This is a genomic window from Enterobacter sp. Ap-1006 (assembly GCF_011752835.1).
Lineage (GTDB): Bacteria > Pseudomonadota > Gammaproteobacteria > Enterobacterales > Enterobacteriaceae > Cedecea.
In genome coordinates, this window is record NZ_VWWU01000004.1 from 500912 (window position 1) to 521685 (window position 20774).

A 20774-nucleotide genomic window follows, 5' to 3' on the forward strand; every position below is an offset into this window, starting at 1 on the left:
AATTCCCCCTCTCCCCTTTGGGGAGAGGGCCGGGGTGAGGGGCCACAGAAAATTTACTTAGCCTCGGCCAGCGCCTTAGTCCTCTCCTCTTCTTCCTTCTGCTGAAGCTCAGTTTCCAGCATCTTCTTCTCATACACCTTAAAGAACGGGTAATAGATCGCGAGCGAAATAAAGAAGCAGATAAACACCAGCCCACAGGCAATCAGGTTCCAGTTGGTGGTGATCAGCGCCCCTAGCGGAGCCGGAACGGTAAACGGTGGCTTCACCATCATCCGTGGGATCAGCCCGCTAATGGTGAACAGATACACCACCACGGTATTCACCATCGGCGCCAGAATAAACGGGATCGCGAGGATCGGATTCATTACGATCGGCGCGCCGAAAATCATCGGCTCATTGATGTTAAACAGCCCCGGAATAAACGACAGTTTACCCAGCTGCTTCAGGTAGATAACCCGCGAGCGAATAAACAGCACCACCAGCGCAAGCGTTGAGCCGGTGCCACCCATCTGCGCATACCACTGGAAGAACTGCTCGGTGAAAATGTTCGGCAGCTCATAGGCGCTCACGCCGGACTGGAACAGCTCCATATTCTGCACAATCGCCTGATCCCACAGCGGGCGGATCAGCGGCCCCATCACCGCATGGCCGTGGATCCCCAGCACCCAGAACACGTCGATAAAGAACTGGGTCACAATCCCGCCAAACAGGTTGGTGCCGGTCATAAAGCCCTTCAGCGGCATAATGATGTAGATGATGATGGCGTTGATATCGATGTTCAGAAAATGACGAGGGATCCAGAACACCAGCACCACGGCCAGGGTCGGGAACAGCGCCGAAAACGAGCTGGCGACCACCGGCGGCACGCCCGCGGGCATTTTAATTTCAATATTGCGAACTTTGATAAACCGGTAGATCTCAATGGCAATCAGCGAAGAGATAATCGCCCCAAACAGCCCCTGAGAACTCAGCGAAGTGATGGGGATATAGCGCCCCGCCACCGCTTCACCCGCCACGGTCACGCCCTGCTTAATGTTCACCGGCACAATCATCAGCAGCGTCGCCAGCATCGCCAGCAGGCCGCTGGTGATGTCATTCAACTTGTAGCTTTTGCCGAGGAACGAACCGATGGTAAACGCGGCATACAGCGACATCAGTCCGACGGTAAAGCGGAACGGCACGTCCAGCATATCGCGCCACGGCGCAATAAAATCCATGTAGCCCTTAATCGGGATGTTCAGCAAAATCACGAAGAAAGAGCCGACGATGGTCAACGGCAGAATCGATATAAGCCCGTTGCGAATCGCCTGCATATGCCGCTGGTTGCCAATAGCGTTCGCCACCGGCATCAGCTTTTCAGCTAACTTATCGAAGCCCGACATGATCTGCCCCCTCAAACCCGTTGTGCTCAATCACGGCCCGGAACCAGCGCCCGGACTTTTTCAGCGAACGCTGTTGGGTGGCTAAATCCAGCCGGTAGAAGCCGTAGCGGTTTTTATAGGCGTTCTGCCACGACCAGCAGTCGATGAAGGTCCACATCTGGTAGCCCAGGCATTGACTGCCCTCCGCCATCGCTTTGTGCAGCCAGGCCAAATGTTCCTGAAGAAACTCAATGCGGTAATCGTCCTGCACTTCGCCGTCCACCATGAACTGCTCTTCGTCCATAATGCCGATGCCGTTCTCGGAGACGAACCACGGCAGGTTGCCGTAACGCTCTTTCACCAGCATAGCGATGTCGTACAGCGCAGGCGGGTAAATCTCGATCCCGCGCGAGGTATTCATCCGCCGCCCCGGCATCACGTACTCTTCAAAAAAGCGCTCCGGCACAAAACCGTGGGGTTCTTCAAGCAGCGTCTCACGCGCTTTAACCCGGCGCGGGCGATAATAGTTGATGCCCAGCAAATCGATGCGGGTCGCGGCAATCAGCTCGCAATCCCCTGGCGCCGTCTTCGGCAGCACATCGTATTCTTTCAGCAACGCCACCAGCTCGGCAGGGTAGCGCCCAAGCAGCATCGGCTCGTTAATGCTGCGCGTATAGAACAGGTCGGCCATCTCCGCCGCCCGCCGATCTTCCGGGCTGTCGCTGCGCGGGTACACGGGAATGACATCCATGATGATGCCAATCTGCCCCTCAAGATTCAGCTCGCGCCAGGCGGCGACCGCTTTGCAGTGGGCGATAACAATGTGGTGCAGCACCTGAGCCGCACGGCGGAAATCCGTCACGTAAGGGTAATGGCGAGGATGCAGATAGCCCGCTTCGGCGGGAATAAGCGGCTCGTTGAAGGTAAACCAATAGCGCACCCGGTCGCCGAACAGGCGGTAGCAAATCCCCGCGTAGCGAGCGAAAGCGTCCACCACTTCCCGGTTCTCAAACCCGCCCTTGGCCTGCAGCGCCAGCGGCATATCAAAATGGTAGAGATTGATAAAAGGCTCAATGCCCTGGCGAATCAGCTCATCAATCACATCGTTGTAGAACTGCACGGCAAGAGGATTAACTTCCCCGTCGCCGTCGGGGATCAGGCGAGACCAGGAAATCGACGTACGGAAAGCATTCAGGCCAATGTTTTTCGCCAGCTGAATATCTTCCCGCCAGCGCTGATAAAACGTGGAAGTCTCGTCGGAGGTGACGCCGTCATAAAAACGGGCGTTAAACTCATGCGAGGCGAAATCCCAGATATTATCCCCCTTACCATCGCCCTCAACTCGCCCCTCTGACTGCGTGGCGCTGGTCGCCGTACCCCACCAAAATTTTTCAGGAAAGCGGTATTTCATACGCCCCCCTGGTCAGCAGTTTTCAGCAGCGACAGTGCGTGATCCAGCACCTTGTCACCCTGCATCGAGCCGTAATGCATCATGTCGATGGCCGCTACCGGCACGCCGTGGGCCGCCGCCGCCGCGCTCAGGTTTTGCAGTTGGAATTTCACCTGCGGCCCGAGGAGGATGACATCAGCCTCCTTAATAATTTGGTCGAAATCGGACACCGGCACGGCGGTGATTTCCACCGCCACATCACGGCTTTGCGCGGACTGCTTCATTCTTTCCACTAACATGCTGGTGGACATCCCCGCAGCACAGCATAAGAAGATTTTTTTCATCGCTTTTCCCTCAGAGAATCAATGCAGTGTCCGCGATATGCGGCCAAATATATTCTGGGTAGCGGTGAAAAAAGCCACAAGTGAGGGTGGGCACAGATTTGCTTTTAGCGGCTGGTACTTTTGGCGAATGAACGCCAGAACTTACATTAAAAGTAATAATAAACAGACGGATAAGAATGTTACTTTTCTGGTGGCGTTCGTCTTTTAGCGCGGTTTTATTCACGAGAATGGTGGGGCGGTCACAGGCAGACATTCATCTTAATCTTGCGCCATCCCCTCACCCCGGCCCTCTCCCAGAGGGAGAGGGGGAAAAGAAGTACCAGAGAACAAGGTTTATTCCCTCTCCACAGCCAAATGGGAACAGCAGCTTTGTTTATCCCCTCTCCCTTCCAGGGAGAGGGTTAGGGTGAGGGTAAAGAGCTACAAACTCCCCACGCCACCGTCAACCAACAGATCGGTGCCGACCACGAAGGCTGATTCGTCAGACGCCAGGAACACAGCGGCTTTTGCCAGCTCCAGCGCGGTGCCAAGACGCCCAATCGGCACAAGATCGCGGATAGCTTCCCGCAGCGTGTCGGCGGCTACGCCATTGCCCAGTTTGCCCAGCGCCGGGGTTTCCGTCGGGCCAGGGCTCAGGCCGTTCACCCGGATGCCACGCGGATGCAGCTCCCCGGAAAGCGTACGAGCCAGAGAAAGGATCCCTGCTTTACTCGCCGCATAGGCGTTAGTCTGCGGCAGGCCGATACGAGCGCTGACCGAACCGCACACAATCACCGAAGACGGGTTAGCCAGCAGCGGCAACAGCGCCTGAATCAGGAAGAACGGGCCTTTGAGATTGATATTCATCAGCCGGTCATACGCCTGTTCGTCCCAGTCTTCCAGAGAATGGTGCGTCACATCCCCCGCATTAATGTAGAGCACATCCAGCCGCGGCCAGAGCTGCTTCAACTCTGCCGCCACCGTACGCTGCCCGGCGATATCGCCCGCATCGCTTTTCATCAGGTGCACATTGCCCAAAACCTCTTTGGCTGCCTGTAGCCCCTGTTCGCTTCGCCCGGTGATCGCCACCGTTGCGCCCTCGGCAATAAACTGCCGCGCCGTTTCAAGCCCTATTCCGCTGGTACCGCCGGTAATTAAGGCGTATTTGCCATTAAGTCTGCCCATCGTCGTGTCCTTATAAAGGGTTGGTGAGGGCATTATTTCCGCTATAGTATCCTTTAGATAGTAGGCACCAAATGGATACTAAGGAACCACAAGGGGCGCATTAGCGTGTGCCGGGAGCCAGCATGACAAAAAATTTTTCAGCCCTGCCACCGGCGGGCAGCGACTGCCCGATGGTGAATTTTGTGAACCTCATTTCAGGTAAATGGGCCATTCCGATTCTGTACCGCCTGATCCTGCTCAACGATCCGGTGCGGTTTAGCGACCTGCAGCGGGCGGTCAGCCCCATTACGCAGAAAGAGCTCACCCGCCAGCTTCGTCAATTTGAAGCTCGCGGCCTGGTGGTGAGGCAAGTTTTTGCGGAAGTCCCGCCGCGAGTGGAATATCAGATCACCGCGCTCGGTAAATCTCTGCGCCCAACGCTGGATTCACTCGCCGAATGGATGAGGGAGAATGCCGGTGAGATGGAACTGTCTCTTCCCTGAGAACGCTAAATCAGTTAGCCAAAAACTTCATCGACCAGCGCGCTGCCGAGGCGCATGGCCGAACAAATACGCGGCATCCCCAGCGCCACGCCCTGCCAGCTCTGGGTCACCGAGTAACAGATCGGCTGGCGTTCAATGTCGCAGCCGGCGCCGAGCCAGGTTAAAGCATCTTTATGCTCCAGCAACCCCGGAGACGTTGGCGTCGCCAGCCAGTCATGGAAATAGTGGCGGGTGCGGGGGGAAGCATTCACTTCTTCCGCCAGACGGCTGATGGCGAGGCTGCGCACATGCTCAATCAACGCCTCCGCCTGCTCGGGCGTCCCCAGACGAACAGCATCACCAAAGGTGCCCCAGCGCAGCTCTTCCAGCGCGACGTAGCAACGCGCCGCCGGAGAAAATGAAAAGTAGTGCCCGCTGCGCCAGCGGGAAAAAATCTGCTCGCTGTGGACCATGCCCTGACGAACAAGATCGCTGTGCTGAAACTCTTCTTCCAGCCGGCTAAGCCGCTGAGAAAAGTGCTCGCGCAGGGCCTGAAGCCGCTCGCGAGCCGCTGCCGAATGGTGTGCCGTGCGGGCGGAAACCGGCTCCAGCTGAGCAATTCTCTCGCTTATCTGGCTGTTGGCCAAGTAGCTTTTTGCCAGATCTGCCGACAGCTGGCCAAGGCTTATCAGCGACGCGTCAAGCTCGTCCTGCGGCGGTGTTCCAGCCATCCCGGCCTGCCGCCGGGCCACGACGACGAACAGCGCCAGAAGCTGCTCATAAAACGCCTGGCTCTGTGGGCTGCTCCACGGCTGGCGGGCAACATCAATTCCCATGGCAAAATCGACGACAAATTTTTCGCTAAGACAGCTGAGGGTTCTTATTGGCCCTTCCATTAATACACTGCTCATCATTGCTCCGCTGAGAAAAGCGTCTGGATATCATCGCGCAACAGGCGGGTATCCTCGTGAATGTAACGTGCCGTTCTGACACTCTGTTCCAGCTTGCTCTGGAGAGAAAACAGCACGCTGTCGTTCTGCTGCTTCGCGGAAAGACTCTGGCGTAAATTGCTGTGAATAGCGTCCAGTGCGCCGGCAAAATCGGCGAAAAACGTCGCCATCCCGGCCGTGACGGAAATATCCACCTGCGCGGTAATGGCCTGATTTATCTGGCCCAGGAAAGTCGACACATGGTCATGCAGCTTTTGCTGTAACTTATCCAGATCAATCACGTAGCGACTATGGGTGGCTGCGTAATCTTCCCAGCCCCAGTCCACGCCGTTCAGCCAGCGCGCCAGCACGCCCCGCATCCCGTTTTGCGGCTGCATTTCCGACATCGCCACTTCCTGGTTTTCGATAACGTTGGTGAACGCCGAGTGGGTATTAAAATTAAGCTGGCTGGCCTGGAACGCAGGCAGGCTGATTTGGGCGCGGAACCCGGCTACTTTCAGGCCGTCGCTTACCCGCTGTTCAATCGGTTTCAACGCCGACTGCAGCGTATAGCCCAGGCTCGCCTCAAGGTTGCTGAGCAGCGCCCCAAGCTCCCCGCTTAGCGTCTGCTGGGCGGCAAATAAAATGCTTTCACTGGACGCGCGAACCTTGTGCAGCAGGGTGCGGGCCGTCGCTTCATCTTCGCCCATCAGCTTGTCGCTGCCCGGCGAAAAATCCACGTTTCGCGTTAAGGTATGCGGGTATAACGGATGCAGCTTCTCAGCGCCCAGCCGCCCTTCCCGGAAATAAGTTTTCAGGTCGCTATGAATCTGCGTTTCAAAGCGCTGCACAAAATCGCCTATGCCGGCGAGGGCATCGCTGACCTGCCGCTGAATCACCGCACTCACCGACTGCTGAGTCTGCAGCAGCAGTTGAATATCCTGCTCCAGTTGCCGAATATTCTCCTGCAGGCTGTCGTTAGCCACCTGCAACCCCTGACAGCGGAAACTCAGGTAGCGTTCAGCGCCCTCGGCATAGTCCAGCAGCTTGTGGCACGCCGCGCGCAGCGTGTAGAGAGAAGCATTGGCGTGCGCGGTATGCAGGATTGTCCCAATGGGTGACTCAAACATCGAGTCTTCCCACAGCAAGTCCGCCGCATGGCGCAGATGCTCGATATCCGCCAAATCCGCGCTGCGCCAGCGCCGGCCTAATGCCGCTTCCGCAAAGTCCTGCACCCAGCGCTGCTCTTCGGGGTCGGGCAAACGGCCATGCGTGGCCAGCTCATAGCGGGCGCGGTTGGCAAGGTAGCCCCACATGCTCGATACCGGGAACACGTTTTCCGGCGCAATGCTGTCCTTCATCAGCGTCCCGGCGATCATCGCCTTCACCTGAGCGGCATCGTCGCCGTTGCGGTCCTTCTGATCGAACTTGTTCACCAGCGCATACAGCGGTACCGATTTGCTGACGCCGAGCACCGCCTCGCGGACTTCTTCGTCGGAGATGGACTTAAGCTGCGTATAGTCCATCACCGCCAGCACGGCGGAAGCCTGCGCCAGCTGCTCTCTAAGCATTTTTTGCAGGTGCGGCTGCCCCGCTTCGTTCGGCCCAGGCGTATCCAGCAGCGTCAGCTGGCCGTGGCCGTTTTTGAGGCCGGCCAGATGCACAAACTCCACCTCAATCACCGGCACATGCTCAATAGCGGCGTAGGCTTTGAAGGGGAAAGCCACATCCAGCACCCGGCACAGGCGCACCAGATCGTTCAGGCTCTTCAGGCAGTGGAAAATAGGCTGTGCGCCGAGATAATGGCGCTCAAAACCTTTTCCGTTGGCGATCCGGGCGATAAGCGCCTCCATATCCCGGTCCACTTCCAGCTTGCGCGCCAGCGCTTCCCGGCTGGTGATCAGCAGTTTCTCCTGCAATTCCCCCATCAGGCTCTCTATCGGCTGCACATAGGGAAAATGCAGCACCGGCTCGCGCTGGCCCGGCGTATGGCGGATTAGCGTTGGCAGCGCCGTCATGGGCCGGTTGCGGTTAGGTAGAACCTCCGTGCCCACGATGGCATTAATGGTGGTCGACTTCCCCGCCTTCATGGTGCCGACAATCGCCAGAACCATTTCATGTTGGGTTATTTTACGCCTTTCGTTTTGCAGCATATCTTTCTGCAGTTCGATTCCGCGTGGGCTAAATTTCAATGGATGTACCGTCGCCACAGGGTTCGTTAAAGCGCTATTTTGTTCATTTTGCAAAGCCAGCGGAGCGACTTTTAAAGCGCTAAGGTTTTGCAACGCTAATTGCAAAAGCCGCTCGGCTTCCTGACTCAATTCAAAAATAGTTTGTGTGTGCATAAAAAATCTTTCCTTAACTCAAATTACCCGGCTTTATCACCGCCATCGTTTAGTTGTAATCATGGCAATACCGGTTTTTATAATTACGTGAGGGAAATAATTTATTAATTAACATTACACCATGCCGCGATCCTGGCTTTTAAGTCGCTCTGCCAGACCTGCGGAGAAATAATGGTGAGATGCGGTATCCAATACTGCACCAGCGGAAACAATTGTTCTGGCGAAGCAATATGACTCGCCAGAAGTAACTCTCCGTTATCAAGCTCTCTGACGGTTTTTTGAAAAGGTAATAGCTTGCGCTGTTTAAAATGTTCAGCCGCCTGCGCCGAAACCTGTAACAGCACTTCCGTTTTTACCCTTTCCCCACCAGGATCATCCCGATCGTCAAATAATGGATAAAAAATAGCTTTACGCTGTGGGCTATTTTCATATTCATACCCTACAACCAATAAATCTGGAATAGCGCGCAGCGTAATATATTGATTATGGCTCTTTATGTCGTACCACGGATAAAACGCAGCAAGCCCTACGCGTTTAGTAATGCGTAACAGGTCGTTTACGTTAAACTGTCCTTTTAAATGCGAAGAGAGACGCTTTTTCCCCTCGCCGACGTCCTCCAGAATAGCACCAAGCCGGTTCAAATCACGATACGCAGTTCGCATATCTACATCAAAACGCTGGCGGATAATATCAGCGGAAAGGGTTTCCCCCTGATAAAGACTTAAGACGATTTCGGCCAGTCGATCTGCAACTTTTACTTTCGCGCCTTTCATTCTCATCGGTTCCTGCCTCTGTATCGGTACATCCATAGGCCCAACCATACCCCTGTCAAGTGACAGGAGGTGTCAGCGCAATACGCTTTTTTTTATTTTTTCAAACAGGTATAGCGCAGCAGCCCCTGCTGGCAGACTTGCTCGAAGCAAAGTGAAACTAAGTTAAATTAGCCTTATTTAACGGCAATTAAAGCCTGAACTTTAAGTTAAATTTGGTGCTTATTTCTTTGAATGAAAGGTTTTTTGCACTTTATGGCGGCCAGAAAGCCCGCCGGGCATAGGTTTACGGCAATAATCCCTGCAAATGTAGGGATTTGATGTATAATCTCAGCACTTTTTCGCGATTCAGCATATTTTTACGGCCAAATCGCTATTTTTCATTACTTTATCTCACCTTGAGGATCAGATAATGCAACTCCCTCATTGCCCGAAGTGCAATTCCGAATACACCTACGAAGACAACGGCATGCTGATTTGCCCGGAGTGCGCTCATGAATGGAACCCGGCCGCGGCGAGCGAAGAAGACGCCGCGCTGGTTGTAAAAGATGCCAACGGCAACCTGCTGGCCGACGGCGACAGCGTTACCGTCGTGAAAGATCTGAAGGTCAAAGGCAGCTCTTCGATGCTGAAGATCGGCACCAAAGTGAAGAATATTCGCCTGGTAGAGGGCGACCACAATATCGACTGTAAAATCGACGGTTTTGGCCCGATGAAGCTGAAGTCCGAGTTTGTGAAAAAGAACTAATCTCCCCCGGCAGGTGGTCTTGCCACCTGCCCCGCCTGGCTTACCTGCCCCGCACAACCTACACTTCTTCTGCACTCTCCTTACAGAGGATTCGGTTATGCCTTTAGGACCCTACATCTCATTAAACGGTCGCTGCGCGGAGGCCATCGCCTTTTACCAGCAGGCTTTGGGCGCCGAACTGACGTTCAAAATTACCTTCGGTGAAATGCCCAAAGAAGCAACCAATGCTGAGGGCTGTAGCGGCGCGGGCGTCTATTCTGACGACAGCGTTATGCACGCAAATTTGCGGGTAGCCGGTAACGATTTGATGATGACCGACGCCAGCATGAGCGGGGAAAAACCACAGCACAGCGGCTTTTCACTCTGCCTTGCCAGCCAGGATCCGGCAGAGGGTAAACGCTGGTTTGACGCCCTCTCCGCTGGCGGCACCGTCAGCATGCCCTGGAGCGAAACTTTTTGGGCAAAAGGCTATGGCTCACTGACGGATAAGTTCGGCATTCCGTGGATGGTCAACGTCGAAAGATAAAGAGACATATTCTTTTATTCTTTTTGGGTCCGCTAATCCGGGCCCTTTATTTTTACCCGCGGTTAAAAATTCAAGAAAATCAAAGCAGCTTATATATTCATTTTTTTGATGCCATTTCATTATTCCTTTTTAAAGAATTTATTCCTGACAAAAAGAGCCAACATGCCAGCGCGCAATCGGTATAACCGGTAAATTAATCATTCCGAGTCTAAGCATATTATTTCAGGAATAAGACAATATATTTAAAGAGAGTTATCACCAGGATATAGAATATATTCAAAAATCAATTGCAAGCGCGCGCGTAAACATTGTTTGCTGACGATCGCTTTGACTTAACCTTTCCCCGCCATCTACCGGTTTTTTTCGCCTTAACAAGGCAACTCCCTGATTCCACGAAAAACAGGGCTGTCTGTTGGCCGCAAACTTCAACTCTTCATCGTACAGAAACCAATCATTAACAAAACCGTCACTTTCCCCCGGCACCATGAGGCAACTTTTGAAGGAGGCCCGCGATGCAAACGACTCTTCACCTCATCAAGCAAAACCCATGCACAGCCCAGCAGCCGCGCGTGCGGATTCGCTTTATCTGATTTGAGAGGCTTTGACTGCTATGCACTTGTCCAGACATCCGACCAGTTATCCAACCCGCTATCAGGAGATAGCCGCCCGGCTCGAGCAGGAGCTGCGCAACAACTACCGCTGCGGCGACTATCTGCCCGCCGAAACTCAGCTGGCCGCCTACTACGAGGTCAACCGCCACACGCTCCGCCGCGCCATTGACGAACTGGTCAACAAAGGCTGGGTGCAGCGCCGCCAGGGCGTGGGCGTCCTGGTATTGATGCGTCCGTTTGACTACCCGCTGAACGCTCAGGCGCGCTTTAGCCAGAACCTGCTGGATCAGGGCAGCCATCCCACCAGCGAACGCCTGCTGGCGGTGATTCGCCCGGCCTCTCAGGACGTGGCAGATGCGCTGGGGCTGGCCGAAGGAGACAACGTTATTCACCTGCGCACCCTGCGCCGGGTGAACGGTATCGCGGTGTGCATCATTGACCACTACTTCGCCGAGCAGGCCTGGTGGCCCGCGCTGCAAACCTTCAGTAACGGATCGCTGCACGATTTCCTCCAGGCCGAGTTAGGCATTGCCCTGACTCGCGCCCAAACCCGCATCAGCGCTCGTCGTTCCCAGGCCAAAGAGAGCCGCCTGCTGGAAATCCCCAACATGGCGCCGCTGCTCTGTGTTCGCACTCTTAACCACCGTGAAGGCGAGGCCAAAGCGACGGAATACTCCGTCAGCCTGACCCGCGCCGACATGATTGAATTCACCATGGAGCACTAAATGGACACCAGCCATTTCAACCCCGAACAGCGCCGCGAGTGGATGGCGGTGCTGTCCCACAGCCAGCCGCAGGAGCTTCTTGAGCGCTGGAACAGCTTGAACATCCAGGCGGATTACACGCTTATTCGCGCACCGGAAATCGGCCTGGTTCAGGTGCAGGCCCGCATGGGCGGCACCGGCCAACGCTTTTTCACCGGCGACGCCACGCTGACCCGCTCGGTGGTCAAGCTGGCGAGCGGCATCTACGGCTACAGCTACCTGCTTGGCCGCGACAAACAGCACGCCGAATGTTGCGCGGTGATCGACGCTCTGATGCAGGAAGCCACGCATTTTCAAACGCTACAAGAGACCTTAATTGCGCCGCTGGCGGCTAACCGTGAACAACGGCTTGCCGCTCGCCGTGCAGAAGTTAACAGCAGCCGCGTGGACTTCTTCACGCTGGTACGCGGAGACAACGCATGACTTTAATGACCGCTTTTACCCTTCCGGTGCAGGATGCCCAGCAGAGTTTTCGTCGCCTGCTCAAAGCGATGAGCGAGCCGGGCGTGATTGTCGCGCTGACTTCGCTGCAGCAGGGCTGGCTGCCGCTGAATGTGGCGACCACCAGCGTGCTCCTGACGCTGGCCGATAACGATACGCCGGTGTGGATAGACGACACATTGGGCAACGATATTGCCGCGCAGAACATTCGTTTTCATACCAATGCGCCGCTGTGCGAACAGCCTGACCACGCGCAGTTCGCCGTGGCCAGCGACGCAATCTCTTCAGCACAGTTGAACCTGCTGGCTCAGGGCTGCGACATCGCCCCCGATACCAGCGCGACGCTGATTCTGCAGGTGTCCAGCCTGAGCGGCGGGCGCATGCTTCGCCTGACCGGCGCGGGCATCAACGAAGAGCGCATGATTGCCCCACAGCTGCCGGAATGCGTCCTGCACGAACTGACCGAACGCCCGCACCCGTTCCCGCTGGGCATTGACCTGATTTTGACCTGTGGCGATCGCCTGCTGGCTATCCCACGGACCACCCACGTGGAGGTGTGCTGATGTACGTTGCCGTCAAAGGGGGCGAGAAGGCAATCTCCGCCGCCCACGCCCTGCAGGAGCGCAACCGACGCGGCGATGAAACGCTAAAAGAGCTTAGCGTCGCGCAGATTGAGCAGCAGCTTGGCCTGGCCGTGGACCGCGTGATGACGGAAGGCGGCATAGCCGACCGGGAACTCGCCGCACTGGCCATCAAGCAAGCCAGCGGCGACATGATTGAGGCGATTTTCCTGCTGCGTGCTTACCGCACCACGCTGCCTCGTCTTGCCGTCAGCGAGCCGCTGAACACCGCCGAAATGCGCCTCGAGCGCCGTATCTCCGCCGTTTATAAAGACGTCCCTGGCGGCCAGCTGCTGGGCCCAACCTACGACTACACGCACCGCCTGCTGGACTTCACGCTGCTGGCTAACGGTGAAGTCCCTGACGCCGAACAGGCCGACGAGCAAAGCGCCCCTGCCCCGCATGTGTTCAGTATGCTGGCGAAACAGGGTCTGGCCAAAGTCGAAGAAGACGATGGCGCGCAGCCGGACGACATCACCCGCAACCCGCCGGTCTACCCGTGCTCACGCTCTTCGCGTCTGCAACAGCTGGTGCGCGGCGACGAAGGCTACCTGCTGGCTCTCGCCTATTCCACCCAGCGCGGCTACGGGCGTAACCACCCGTTTGCCGCCGAGATCCGCAGCGGCTACGTGGACATCGAAATTGTGCCGGAAGAGCTGGGTTTTGCGGTGAATATCGGCGAACTGCTGATGACCGAATGCGAAATGGTGAACGGCTTTGTTGCTCCGGCGGACGAACCGCCGCACTTCACGCGCGGCTATGGCCTGGCGTTTGGCATGAGCGAGCGAAAAACCATGGCGATGGCGCTGGTTGACCGCGCGCTTCAGGCCCCGGATTACGACGAAAACATCGCCGGTCCGGCGCAGGACGAAGAGTTCGTGTTATCCCACGCGGATAACGTGGAAGCGGCAGGCTTTGTGTCCCACCTCAAACTGCCTCATTACGTGGATTTCCAGGCCGAACTGGAGCTGCTTAACCGCCTGATAAAGGAGCGAGCCAATGGCTAACCTGAGCGGCTATAACTTTGCCTATCTGGACGAGCAAACCAAACGCATGATCCGCCGCGCAATGCTGAAAGCGGTAGCGATTCCAGGTTACCAGGTGCCGTTTGGCGGCCGCGAAATGCCAATGCCTTACGGCTGGGGCACCGGCGGCATTCAGTTGACCGCCAGCCTGATTGGCGAGTCTGACGTGCTGAAAGTGATTGACCAGGGCGCGGACGACACCACCAACGCCGTCTCAATCCGCAACTTCTTCAAGCGGGTGACCGGCGTGAACACCACCGAACGCACCGAAGACGCGACGCTGGTGCAGACCCGCCACCGCATCCCGGAAACGCCGCTGGTGGAAGATCAGATCCTGATTTATCAGGTGCCGATCCCTGAACCGCTGCGCTTTATCGAACCACGCGAAACGGAAACCCGCACCATGCACGCGCTGGAAGAGTACGGCGTGATGCAGGTGAAACTGTACGAAGATATCGCCCGCTTCGGCCATATCTCTACCACCTACGCCTACCCGGTGAAGGTGAACGACCGCTACGTGATGGACCCGTCACCGATCCCGAAATTCGATAACCCGAAAATGCACATGTCCCCTGCGCTGCAGCTGTTCGGTGCCGGACGCGAAAAACGCATTTACGCCGTGCCGCCGTTTACCCGCGTAGAGAGCCTCGACTTCGACGACCATCCCTTCCAGGTGCAGGAATGGGAAGAGCCGTGCGCGATTTGTGGGTCACGCCACAGCTACCTTGATGAAGTGGTGCTCGACGACGCGGGCAACCGCATGTTCGTCTGCTCCGATACCGACTACTGCCGCCAGAACAGTGAGGCCTCTCAGTCATGACCAGCCCGTTACTTTCGGTGAATAACCTCACCCACCTCTATGCGCCCGGTAAAGGCTTCATGGACGTGTCGTTTGACCTCTGGCCCGGAGAAGTGCTGGGCATTGTGGGCGAGTCCGGCTCCGGCAAAACGACGCTGCTGAAAGCCATTTCCGCCCGCCTTGCGCCGCAGGAAGGGGAAGTGATTTACCTCGACCGTTCGCTGTATGACATGTCGGAAGGCGAACGCCGCCGCCTGCTGCGCACTGAATGGGGCGTGGTTCACCAGCATCCGATGGACGGCCTGCGCCGCCACGTTTCCGCCGGGGGCAACATCGGCGAACGGCTGATGGCCACCGGGGCGCGCCACTACGGTGACATTCGCGCCACCGCCCAGCGTTGGCTGGAAGAAGTTGAGATTCCGTCGGCCCGTATCGACGACCTGCCGACCACGTTTTCCGGCGGGATGCAGCAGCGCCTGCAGATCGCCCGCAACCTGGTCACCCATCCGAAGCTGGTATTCATGGATGAACCGACCGGCGGGCTGGATGTTTCCGTGCAGGCGCGCCTGCTCGACCTGCTGCGTGGTTTGGTGGTGGAGCTGAACCTGGCCGTGGTGATAGTCACCCACGATCTGGGCGTGGCTCGCCTGCTGGCTGACCGCCTGCTGGTGATGAAACAGGGCAAAGTGGTGGAGAGTGGGCTGACCGACCGCGTGCTGGACGACCCGCATCACCCGTATACCCAGCTTTTGGTGTCCTCCGTCCTTCAGAATTAGGTACTCGCTATGACCAGAATACGGGTTGAAAACCTGAGCAAAACCTTTGTCCTGCACCATCAGCACGGCATTCGCCTGCCGGTGCTGGCCAACGCCTCGCTGGAAGTCGAAGGCGGTGAATGCGTGGTGCTGCACGGCCACTCCGGCAGCGGGAAATCCACCCTGCTGCGCTCGCTCTACGCCAACTATTTGCCGGATGAAGGACACATCTGGGTTAAGCACAACGACGAATGGATCGACATCGTGCAGGCCCCGGCGCGCGAAGTGCTGGCGGTACGTCGCCAGACCATCGGCTGGGTGAGCCAGTTTCTGCGCGTTATCCCGCGTATTTCGGCGCTCGAAGTCGTCATGCAGCCGCTGCTGGATTTGGGCGTGTCGCGCGAAGAGTGCGAGGAAAAAGCCGCCAGCCTGCTGACCCGGCTCAATGTACCTGAGCGTCTGTGGCACCTTGCCCCGTCGACCTTCTCCGGCGGCGAGCAGCAGCGCGTGAACATCGCCCGTGGCTTTATTGTTGATTACCCCATTTTACTGCTTGATGAGCCTACCGCCTCGCTGGACGCCAAAAACAGCGCCGCCGTGGTGGCTTTGATTCAGGAAGCAAAAGCGCGTGGAGCGGCCATTGTCGGCATCTTCCACGATGAAGCTGTACGTGAACAGGTGGCCGACCGCCTGCATACGATGTCCGCGATGGAGCCCCAACATGATTATCAATAATGTTCGCCTGGTGCTGGAAGAAGAAGTGGTCAGTGGCTCACTGGAAGTGGCCGACGGTGTGATTCGCAACTTTGCCGAGACCCAAAGCCAGCTGCCGGGCGCGCACGACGGCGGCGGCGGCTGGCTGCTGCCGGGGCTGATTGAACTGCACACCGACAACCTGGATAAATTCTTTACCCCACGGCCAAAGGTTGACTGGCCGGCGCACTCCGCCATGAGTAGCCACGACGCGCTGATGGTGGCGAGCGGCATCACCACCGTGCTGGACGCCGTTGCCATCGGAGACGTGCGCGACGGTGGCGACCGCCTGGAAAACCTCGAAAAAATGATCAACGCCGTGGAGGATACGCAAAAGCGCGGCCTCAACCGCGCCGAACATCGCCTGCATTTGCGCTGCGAACTGCCGCACCACACCACGCTGCCGCTGTTCGACAAGCTGGTTGACCGCGAACTGGTTTCCCTCGTTTCGCTGATGGACCACTCGCCGGGCCAGCGCCAGTACGCGGAGCTGTCCAAATACCGCGACTACTATCAGGGCAAATACCATCTCACCAACGAGCAGATGGATCGCTTTGAAGAAGAACAGCTGACGCTGGCGGCCCGCTGGTCGCAGCCAAACCGCCAGGCCATCGCCGCCCGCTGCCGCGACCGCAATATCGCCCTCGCCAGCCATGACGATGCGACGACCGCCCACGTGGTGGAGTCCCACGAAATCGGCAGCGTGATCGCCGAATTCCCGACCACGGAAGAAGCCGCCGAAGCCTCTCGTCGCCACGGCATGAGCGTGCTGATGGGCGCGCCAAACATCGTGCGCGGCGGCTCTCACTCCGGCAACGTGGCGGCCAGCCATCTTGCTCAGGCCGGGCTGCTGGATATCCTTTCCTCGGATTACTACCCCGCAAGCCTGCTGGATGCGGCCTTCCGCGTGGCGCACGACGACAGCAACAGCTTCACGCTGGCGCAGGCGATTCACCTGGTGACTCGCAACCCGGCACGGGCGCTGAACCTGGCCGACCGGGGCACGCTGGCGGAAGGGAAACGAGCGGATTTGGTGCTGGCGCACATGCACGGCGACCATATCCATGTCGATCACGTCTGGCGCCAGGGAATTCGGGTGTTCTGATGAGTAAACTAATCTGGCTGATGGGCCCGTCCGGCTCCGGCAAAGACAGCCTGCTGAGCGCCCTGCGCCAGCAGGAGCACGCCAGGCTGCTGGTGGCGCACCGGTACATTACCCGCGCCGCCGACGCAGGCTGCGAGAACCACATTGCGCTAAGCGCAAACGAGTTTGAGCAGCGCCAGCAGCTGGGGCTGTTTGCTCTGAGCTGGCAGGCGCATGAGCACTCCTACGGGGTCGGCGTGGAAATGGATATATGGCTCGAAGCCGGATTTGACGTGGTGGTGAACGGCTCGCGCCAGCACCTGAAACAGGCGCGGGAACGCTATGGCGATGGGCTGGTGCCCATCTGCCTGCAGGTTTCCGGAGACGTATTGCGCCAGCGGCTGGAACAGCGCGGGCGGGAAAACGCAGAGCAAATCGAGCAGCGGCTACAGCGGGCCGCGCTTTATTCGCCAGAGGGAGGCGATTGCCTGATACTCAACAACGACGGGAGTCTGCTACAGTCTGCCGCATTGTTTATGCGGCTGTTAGCCCAGCACCGCTCGAACGTTATCCCTCTTCACCGCAAGGAGCCCCGCCATGTCTGATGTTGTTAAATTGAAAGCCGCCGCTATCGAAGACAGCGACACCGTTTACCGCATGATTTGCGAGCTGAAACAGGCTCAGGCCGACCGCCCCGGCTTTAACGCCTGCTTCACGGAGAACCTGCGCGATCCGAATATCTTTTATCAGCTGGCATGGCTGGGGAATAAAGCCGTGGGGATGATTAGCCTGCACCTGCAATACCATCTGCATCACGCCCGCCGCATCGGCGAGATCCAGGAGCTGGTGGTGCTGGAAGAAGCCCGCGGCCACGGCGTAGGCAAACAGCTGCTTGCCTGGGCAGAAGCAAAAGCACGCAAAGCCGATGCGGAGCTGACGGAGCTTTCGACCAGCACCAGCCGCAAAGATGCCCATCGTTTTTACGAGCGTGAAGGCTACCGCGCCACCCATATCCGCTTTACCAAACCGGTGGAGACACCTGATGACGCTCACGCTAACGCTTAGCGGCACCGGCGGGGCGCAGCTTGTCCCGGCCTGGGGCTGCCGCTGCGCCGCCTGTTCACGAGCCAGAACCAATCCGGCCCACCGCCGCCGCCCGTGCAGCGCGGTACTCAAGTATAACGATGCGATTACACTGATAGACGCGGGGCTGCCCGACCTGATGGACAGCTGGCAGCCGGGTGATTTTCAGCAGTTTTTGCTCACCCATTACCATATGGATCATGTCCAGGGGCTGTTCCCGCTGCGCTGGGGCGTAGGCGAAAAAATCCCGGTTTACGGTCCGCCGGATGAACAGGGCTGCGACGATCTGTTCAAGCACCCCGGCCTGCTGGACTTTAGCTATACCGTCGAGCCGTTTGTCGCCTTTACTTTGCAGGCGCTGCGGGTCACGCCGCTGCCGCTGCTGCACTCAAAGCTGACGTTTGGCTATCTGTTTGAAACGGCCTACAGCCGACTGGCCTGGCTGAGCGATACGGCGGGGCTGCCGGACAAAACCCTGAAGTTTCTGGCCGCCAACCGCCCGGAAGTAGTGGTGATAGATTGCAGCCGCGAACCCCGGCCTGACACTCCCAAAAACCATTGCGACCTAACCACAGTGATCGCGCTGAACGAGCAGATTGGCAGCCCGCGAGTCGTGCTGACCCACATCAGCCACCAGTTTGATGCATGGCTGATGCACAACGTATTGCCTGCAGGGTTTGAGGCCGGTTTTGACGGCATGGAGATCGTGCTGGACTAGCGATCGTCGTCGTCCTGCAGGCGGCCCTCTTCGTCATCCAACTGCTGGCGCTCGCGGTCGAGCTGATTCTGCCGTTCATCAAGGCTGCGGCGTCTGTCCTCCAGCTGGCGATAGCGGGCTTCGTCCTGTCGGCTGAGCCGACGCTGATCTGCCGAATCATCACTGTCATCATGATAAACGCGGTCGCTGCCCGGCTTGTAGGCATCGCTAAACGCCTGCTGGATATTGCCAATCGCGTCATCAATCACGTCGGCCTGCGCGAACGGCGAGGCCAGGTACAGCGTGCCGAGCAGCAGCGCGGCGGCATAAGTTTTCATCGGTCAGTCTCCAGGATGGACTGGCCTCAGCGTAATCAGGCGGCCTCATATGCAGTAGCGGAGGAATCTCAAATTCTCGGCGATTCCAGCGCGCCAATGGCCTCGACTCGCGCCTGATGCCGCCCGCCTTCAAACTCCCCGCTTAGCCATGCATCGACGATCATTTTAGCTAAATCCAGCCCCACCACGCGGGAGCCGAAAGCCAGCACGTTGGTATTGTTGTGCTGGCGGGAAAGCAGCGCGGAATAAGGTTCGCTGCAGACCACCGCCCGGATACCGGGAAATTTATTGGCGGTGATCGAGATCCCCACGCCGGTGCCGCAAATTAAAATGCCACCCTCGACTTCGCCATTCACCACGGCTTCTGCCACCGCGCTGGCGTAGAGCGGGTAATCGGTGCGCTCACCGGACCAGGTCCCCTTATCCAGCACCTCAATCCCTTTCTCCTGAAGATGCGCCACAATCTCCGCCTTCAGCAGGAAGCCTACATGGTCACAGCCAAATGCAATTTTTTTCATTTTATCCTCACCGTTGCCGTTACTTTACGAACCCGACAGCTTTCGTGATTTAAGACCGGTTCACTGCCCAATTAATCGGCAAAGTTGCCGGGTTCGTGGCCATTTCTACACCGATTCTCTTCACAACACAATGCATCAACTTGTCACCCCGGCGTCATAAAACGACTTCCACTAACGAGAAAAATTAAATTAATTCATTATTTTTCATACAAATAAATGAATTTACGCATTCAGCCCACTTCACAAAAAGTAAAACTTTATGAATTAATTATTTTTGTGAAGTATGCAGCATATTTTCTGCACATGCTGTGGTGTTATAGTGGCGTCTTCACTCTACGGACACGAGAGAACAGGATGAGTCAGTCAGATATTGATTCACAGCCGCCGTTCGGCATCGGCCTTGCCCCCTGGCTGCGCATGAAGCAGGAGGGGATGACGGACAACGAAAGCCGCATCGTCGACTGGTTGTTGAAGCCCGGCAATCTGAGCGATGCCCCGGCCATTAAAGACGTTGCCGAAGCCCTTGCGGTGTCGGAAGCGATGATCGTTAAAGTCTCGAAGCTGCTGGGGTTCAGCGGCTTCCGTAACCTGCGCAGCGCGCTGGTCACCTACTTTTCCGAGTCAGAGCAGGTGCTGCCCACCGAGCTTGCCTTCGACGAAGCGCCGCAGGATGTGGTCAACAAGGTGTTTAACATCACCCTGCGCACCATTATGGAAGGGCAGTCGATCGTCAACGTGGACGAAATCCACCGTGCGGCGCGCTACTTCGCGAAGGCAAAACAGCGGGATTTGTACGGCGTTGGCGGCTCAAACGCTATTTGTAACGACATCCAGCATAAGTTTTTACGCATCGGCGTGCGCTGCCAGGCATACCAGGATGCCCACATCATGATGATGTCGGCCTCGCTACTAAAAGAAGGCGATGTAGTACTGGTGGTATCCCATTCGGGGCGCACCGGTGATTTAAAAGCCGCGGTGGAGCTGGCGAAAAAGAACGGCGCAAAAATAATTTGTATTACCCATAGCTATCATTCGCCGATTGCCCGGCTCGCTGATTTTATTATTTGTTCACCGGCGCCCGAGACGCCTTTATTGGGCCGTAACGCTTCGGCGCGTATATTACAATTAACGTTACTCGATGCATTTTTTGTTTCAGTCGCACAGCAAAATATTGAACAGGCAACATTAAATATGCAAAAAACCGGCGCAATTGTGGATTTCTTTTCCCCTGGTGCGCTGAAGTAAAAA

General features: G+C 57.0%; 24 protein-coding genes. 15 read left to right on the top strand and 9 right to left on the bottom strand.

Features of this window, described 5'->3' with window-relative positions; genetic code table 11:
- Positions 1–53: 53 nt before the first annotated feature.
- The 4 genes from F3J28_RS15280 to F3J28_RS15295 all read right to left on the bottom strand — a co-directional run bounded on the left by F3J28_RS15280 (position 54) and on the right by F3J28_RS15295 (position 4259).
- Positions 54–1382, bottom strand: coding sequence for a PTS sugar transporter subunit IIC (locus tag F3J28_RS15280; RefSeq protein WP_166877469.1), 1329 nt, complete (start codon positions 1380–1382; stop codon positions 54–56).
- Positions 1366–2772: a glycoside hydrolase family 1 protein gene (locus F3J28_RS15285; protein ID WP_166877472.1), complete on the bottom strand. Its 1407-nt coding sequence runs from the start codon at positions 2770–2772 to the stop codon at positions 1366–1368. The genes F3J28_RS15280 and F3J28_RS15285 overlap by 17 nt, the downstream gene beginning before the upstream one ends.
- A complete protein-coding gene (locus F3J28_RS15290) occupies positions 2769–3095 on the bottom strand; it encodes a PTS sugar transporter subunit IIB (RefSeq protein ID WP_166877476.1) in 327 nt (108 codons plus the stop codon). The genes F3J28_RS15285 and F3J28_RS15290 overlap by 4 nt, the downstream gene beginning before the upstream one ends.
- Positions 3096–3515: 420 nt before the next feature.
- Positions 3516–4259 (bottom strand): SDR family oxidoreductase, encoded by a 744-nt coding sequence (locus F3J28_RS15295; RefSeq protein WP_166877479.1) that lies wholly within the window; start codon positions 4257–4259, stop codon positions 3516–3518.
- Positions 4260–4381: 122 nt separating this feature from the next.
- On the opposite strand from F3J28_RS15295, the gene F3J28_RS15300 reads away from it, so the two are divergent.
- Entirely contained in the window at positions 4382–4741 is a 360-nt protein-coding gene (locus F3J28_RS15300) for a winged helix-turn-helix transcriptional regulator (RefSeq protein ID WP_008455703.1), read from the top strand.
- A 14-nt stretch (positions 4742–4755) separates the two neighbouring features.
- Here F3J28_RS15300 and F3J28_RS15305 read toward each other — a convergent pair whose 3' ends face one another.
- The 3 genes from F3J28_RS15305 to F3J28_RS15315 form a co-directional block, all read right to left on the bottom strand.
- Positions 4756–5631 (bottom strand): diguanylate cyclase regulator RdcB family protein, encoded by an 876-nt coding sequence (locus F3J28_RS15305; RefSeq protein ID WP_286178240.1) that lies wholly within the window; start codon positions 5629–5631, stop codon positions 4756–4758.
- Positions 5631–7994, bottom strand: coding sequence for a clamp-binding protein CrfC (gene crfC / locus F3J28_RS15310; RefSeq protein WP_166877482.1), 2364 nt, complete (start codon positions 7992–7994; stop codon positions 5631–5633). The genes F3J28_RS15305 and crfC overlap by 1 nt, the downstream gene beginning before the upstream one ends.
- Positions 7995–8098: 104 nt before the next feature.
- A complete protein-coding gene (locus F3J28_RS15315) occupies positions 8099–8767 on the bottom strand; it encodes a WYL domain-containing protein (protein ID WP_008455708.1) in 669 nt (222 codons plus the stop codon).
- 409 nt (positions 8768–9176) lie between these two features.
- Between F3J28_RS15315 and F3J28_RS15320 the strand changes: the two genes are divergently transcribed.
- The 13 genes from F3J28_RS15320 to phnP all read left to right on the top strand — a co-directional run bounded on the left by F3J28_RS15320 (position 9177) and on the right by phnP (position 18691).
- Positions 9177–9512, top strand: a complete 336-nt coding sequence (locus tag F3J28_RS15320) for a zinc ribbon domain-containing protein YjdM (RefSeq protein WP_008455710.1) — start codon at positions 9177–9179, stop codon at positions 9510–9512.
- A gap of 97 nt (positions 9513–9609) precedes the next feature.
- Positions 9610–10038 (top strand): VOC family metalloprotein YjdN, encoded by a 429-nt coding sequence (gene yjdN, locus F3J28_RS15325; protein WP_166877485.1) that lies wholly within the window; start codon positions 9610–9612, stop codon positions 10036–10038.
- A gap of 610 nt (positions 10039–10648) precedes the next feature.
- The gene (phnF, locus tag F3J28_RS15330) at positions 10649–11374 is read left to right on the top strand and encodes a phosphonate metabolism transcriptional regulator PhnF (RefSeq protein WP_166877487.1); all 726 of its coding nucleotides are present in this window, start codon (positions 10649–10651) and stop codon (positions 11372–11374) included.
- The gene (phnG, locus tag F3J28_RS15335; RefSeq protein ID WP_166877490.1) at positions 11375–11836 is read left to right on the top strand and encodes a phosphonate C-P lyase system protein PhnG; all 462 of its coding nucleotides are present in this window, start codon (positions 11375–11377) and stop codon (positions 11834–11836) included.
- Positions 11833–12417, top strand: a complete 585-nt coding sequence (gene phnH / locus F3J28_RS15340) for a phosphonate C-P lyase system protein PhnH (protein WP_166877492.1) — start codon at positions 11833–11835, stop codon at positions 12415–12417. Before phnG ends, phnH begins: the two co-directional genes overlap by 4 nt.
- Positions 12417–13481 carry a carbon-phosphorus lyase complex subunit gene (locus tag F3J28_RS15345; protein ID WP_166877495.1) on the top strand — a complete coding sequence of 355 codons (1065 nt, stop codon included), beginning with the start codon at positions 12417–12419 and terminating at the stop codon, positions 13479–13481. Before phnH ends, F3J28_RS15345 begins: the two co-directional genes overlap by 1 nt.
- On the top strand, positions 13474–14319 hold the full coding sequence (locus tag F3J28_RS15350; protein ID WP_008455722.1) for an alpha-D-ribose 1-methylphosphonate 5-phosphate C-P-lyase PhnJ: 846 nt from the start codon (positions 13474–13476) through the stop codon (positions 14317–14319). The genes F3J28_RS15345 and F3J28_RS15350 overlap by 8 nt, the downstream gene beginning before the upstream one ends.
- Entirely contained in the window at positions 14316–15074 is a 759-nt protein-coding gene (gene phnK / locus F3J28_RS15355; RefSeq protein ID WP_008455724.1) for a phosphonate C-P lyase system protein PhnK, read from the top strand. Before F3J28_RS15350 ends, phnK begins: the two co-directional genes overlap by 4 nt.
- Positions 15075–15083: 9 nt before the next feature.
- Positions 15084–15788 carry a phosphonate C-P lyase system protein PhnL gene (phnL, locus tag F3J28_RS15360; protein WP_166877498.1) on the top strand — a complete coding sequence of 235 codons (705 nt, stop codon included), beginning with the start codon at positions 15084–15086 and terminating at the stop codon, positions 15786–15788.
- Positions 15775–16911, top strand: coding sequence for an alpha-D-ribose 1-methylphosphonate 5-triphosphate diphosphatase (phnM, locus tag F3J28_RS15365; RefSeq protein ID WP_008455728.1), 1137 nt, complete (start codon positions 15775–15777; stop codon positions 16909–16911). Before phnL ends, phnM begins: the two co-directional genes overlap by 14 nt.
- Positions 16908–17495, top strand: coding sequence for a ribose 1,5-bisphosphokinase (phnN, locus tag F3J28_RS15370; protein ID WP_245874493.1), 588 nt, complete (start codon positions 16908–16910; stop codon positions 17493–17495). Before phnM ends, phnN begins: the two co-directional genes overlap by 4 nt.
- On the top strand, positions 17488–17955 hold the full coding sequence (gene phnO, locus F3J28_RS15375) for an aminoalkylphosphonate N-acetyltransferase (RefSeq protein ID WP_008455732.1): 468 nt from the start codon (positions 17488–17490) through the stop codon (positions 17953–17955). Before phnN ends, phnO begins: the two co-directional genes overlap by 8 nt.
- Positions 17933–18691 carry a phosphonate metabolism protein PhnP gene (gene phnP, locus F3J28_RS15380; RefSeq protein WP_166877500.1) on the top strand — a complete coding sequence of 253 codons (759 nt, stop codon included), beginning with the start codon at positions 17933–17935 and terminating at the stop codon, positions 18689–18691. Before phnO ends, phnP begins: the two co-directional genes overlap by 23 nt.
- Here the strand turns inward: phnP and yjdP are convergent.
- On the bottom strand, positions 18688–19008 hold the full coding sequence (yjdP, locus tag F3J28_RS15385) for a DDRRRQL repeat protein YjdP (RefSeq protein ID WP_166877503.1): 321 nt from the start codon (positions 19006–19008) through the stop codon (positions 18688–18690). The two genes, phnP and yjdP, sit on opposite strands and share 4 nt — an antisense overlap.
- Before the next feature lie 68 nt (positions 19009–19076).
- Positions 19077–19526 (bottom strand): bifunctional allose-6-phosphate isomerase/ribose-5-phosphate isomerase RpiB, encoded by a 450-nt coding sequence (rpiB, locus tag F3J28_RS15390; RefSeq protein ID WP_166877505.1) that lies wholly within the window; start codon positions 19524–19526, stop codon positions 19077–19079.
- 354 nt (positions 19527–19880) lie between these two features.
- On the opposite strand from rpiB, the gene F3J28_RS15395 reads away from it, so the two are divergent.
- Entirely contained in the window at positions 19881–20771 is an 891-nt protein-coding gene (locus F3J28_RS15395; RefSeq protein WP_008455739.1) for a MurR/RpiR family transcriptional regulator, read from the top strand.
- The last annotated feature ends 3 nt before the right edge of the window (positions 20772–20774 follow it).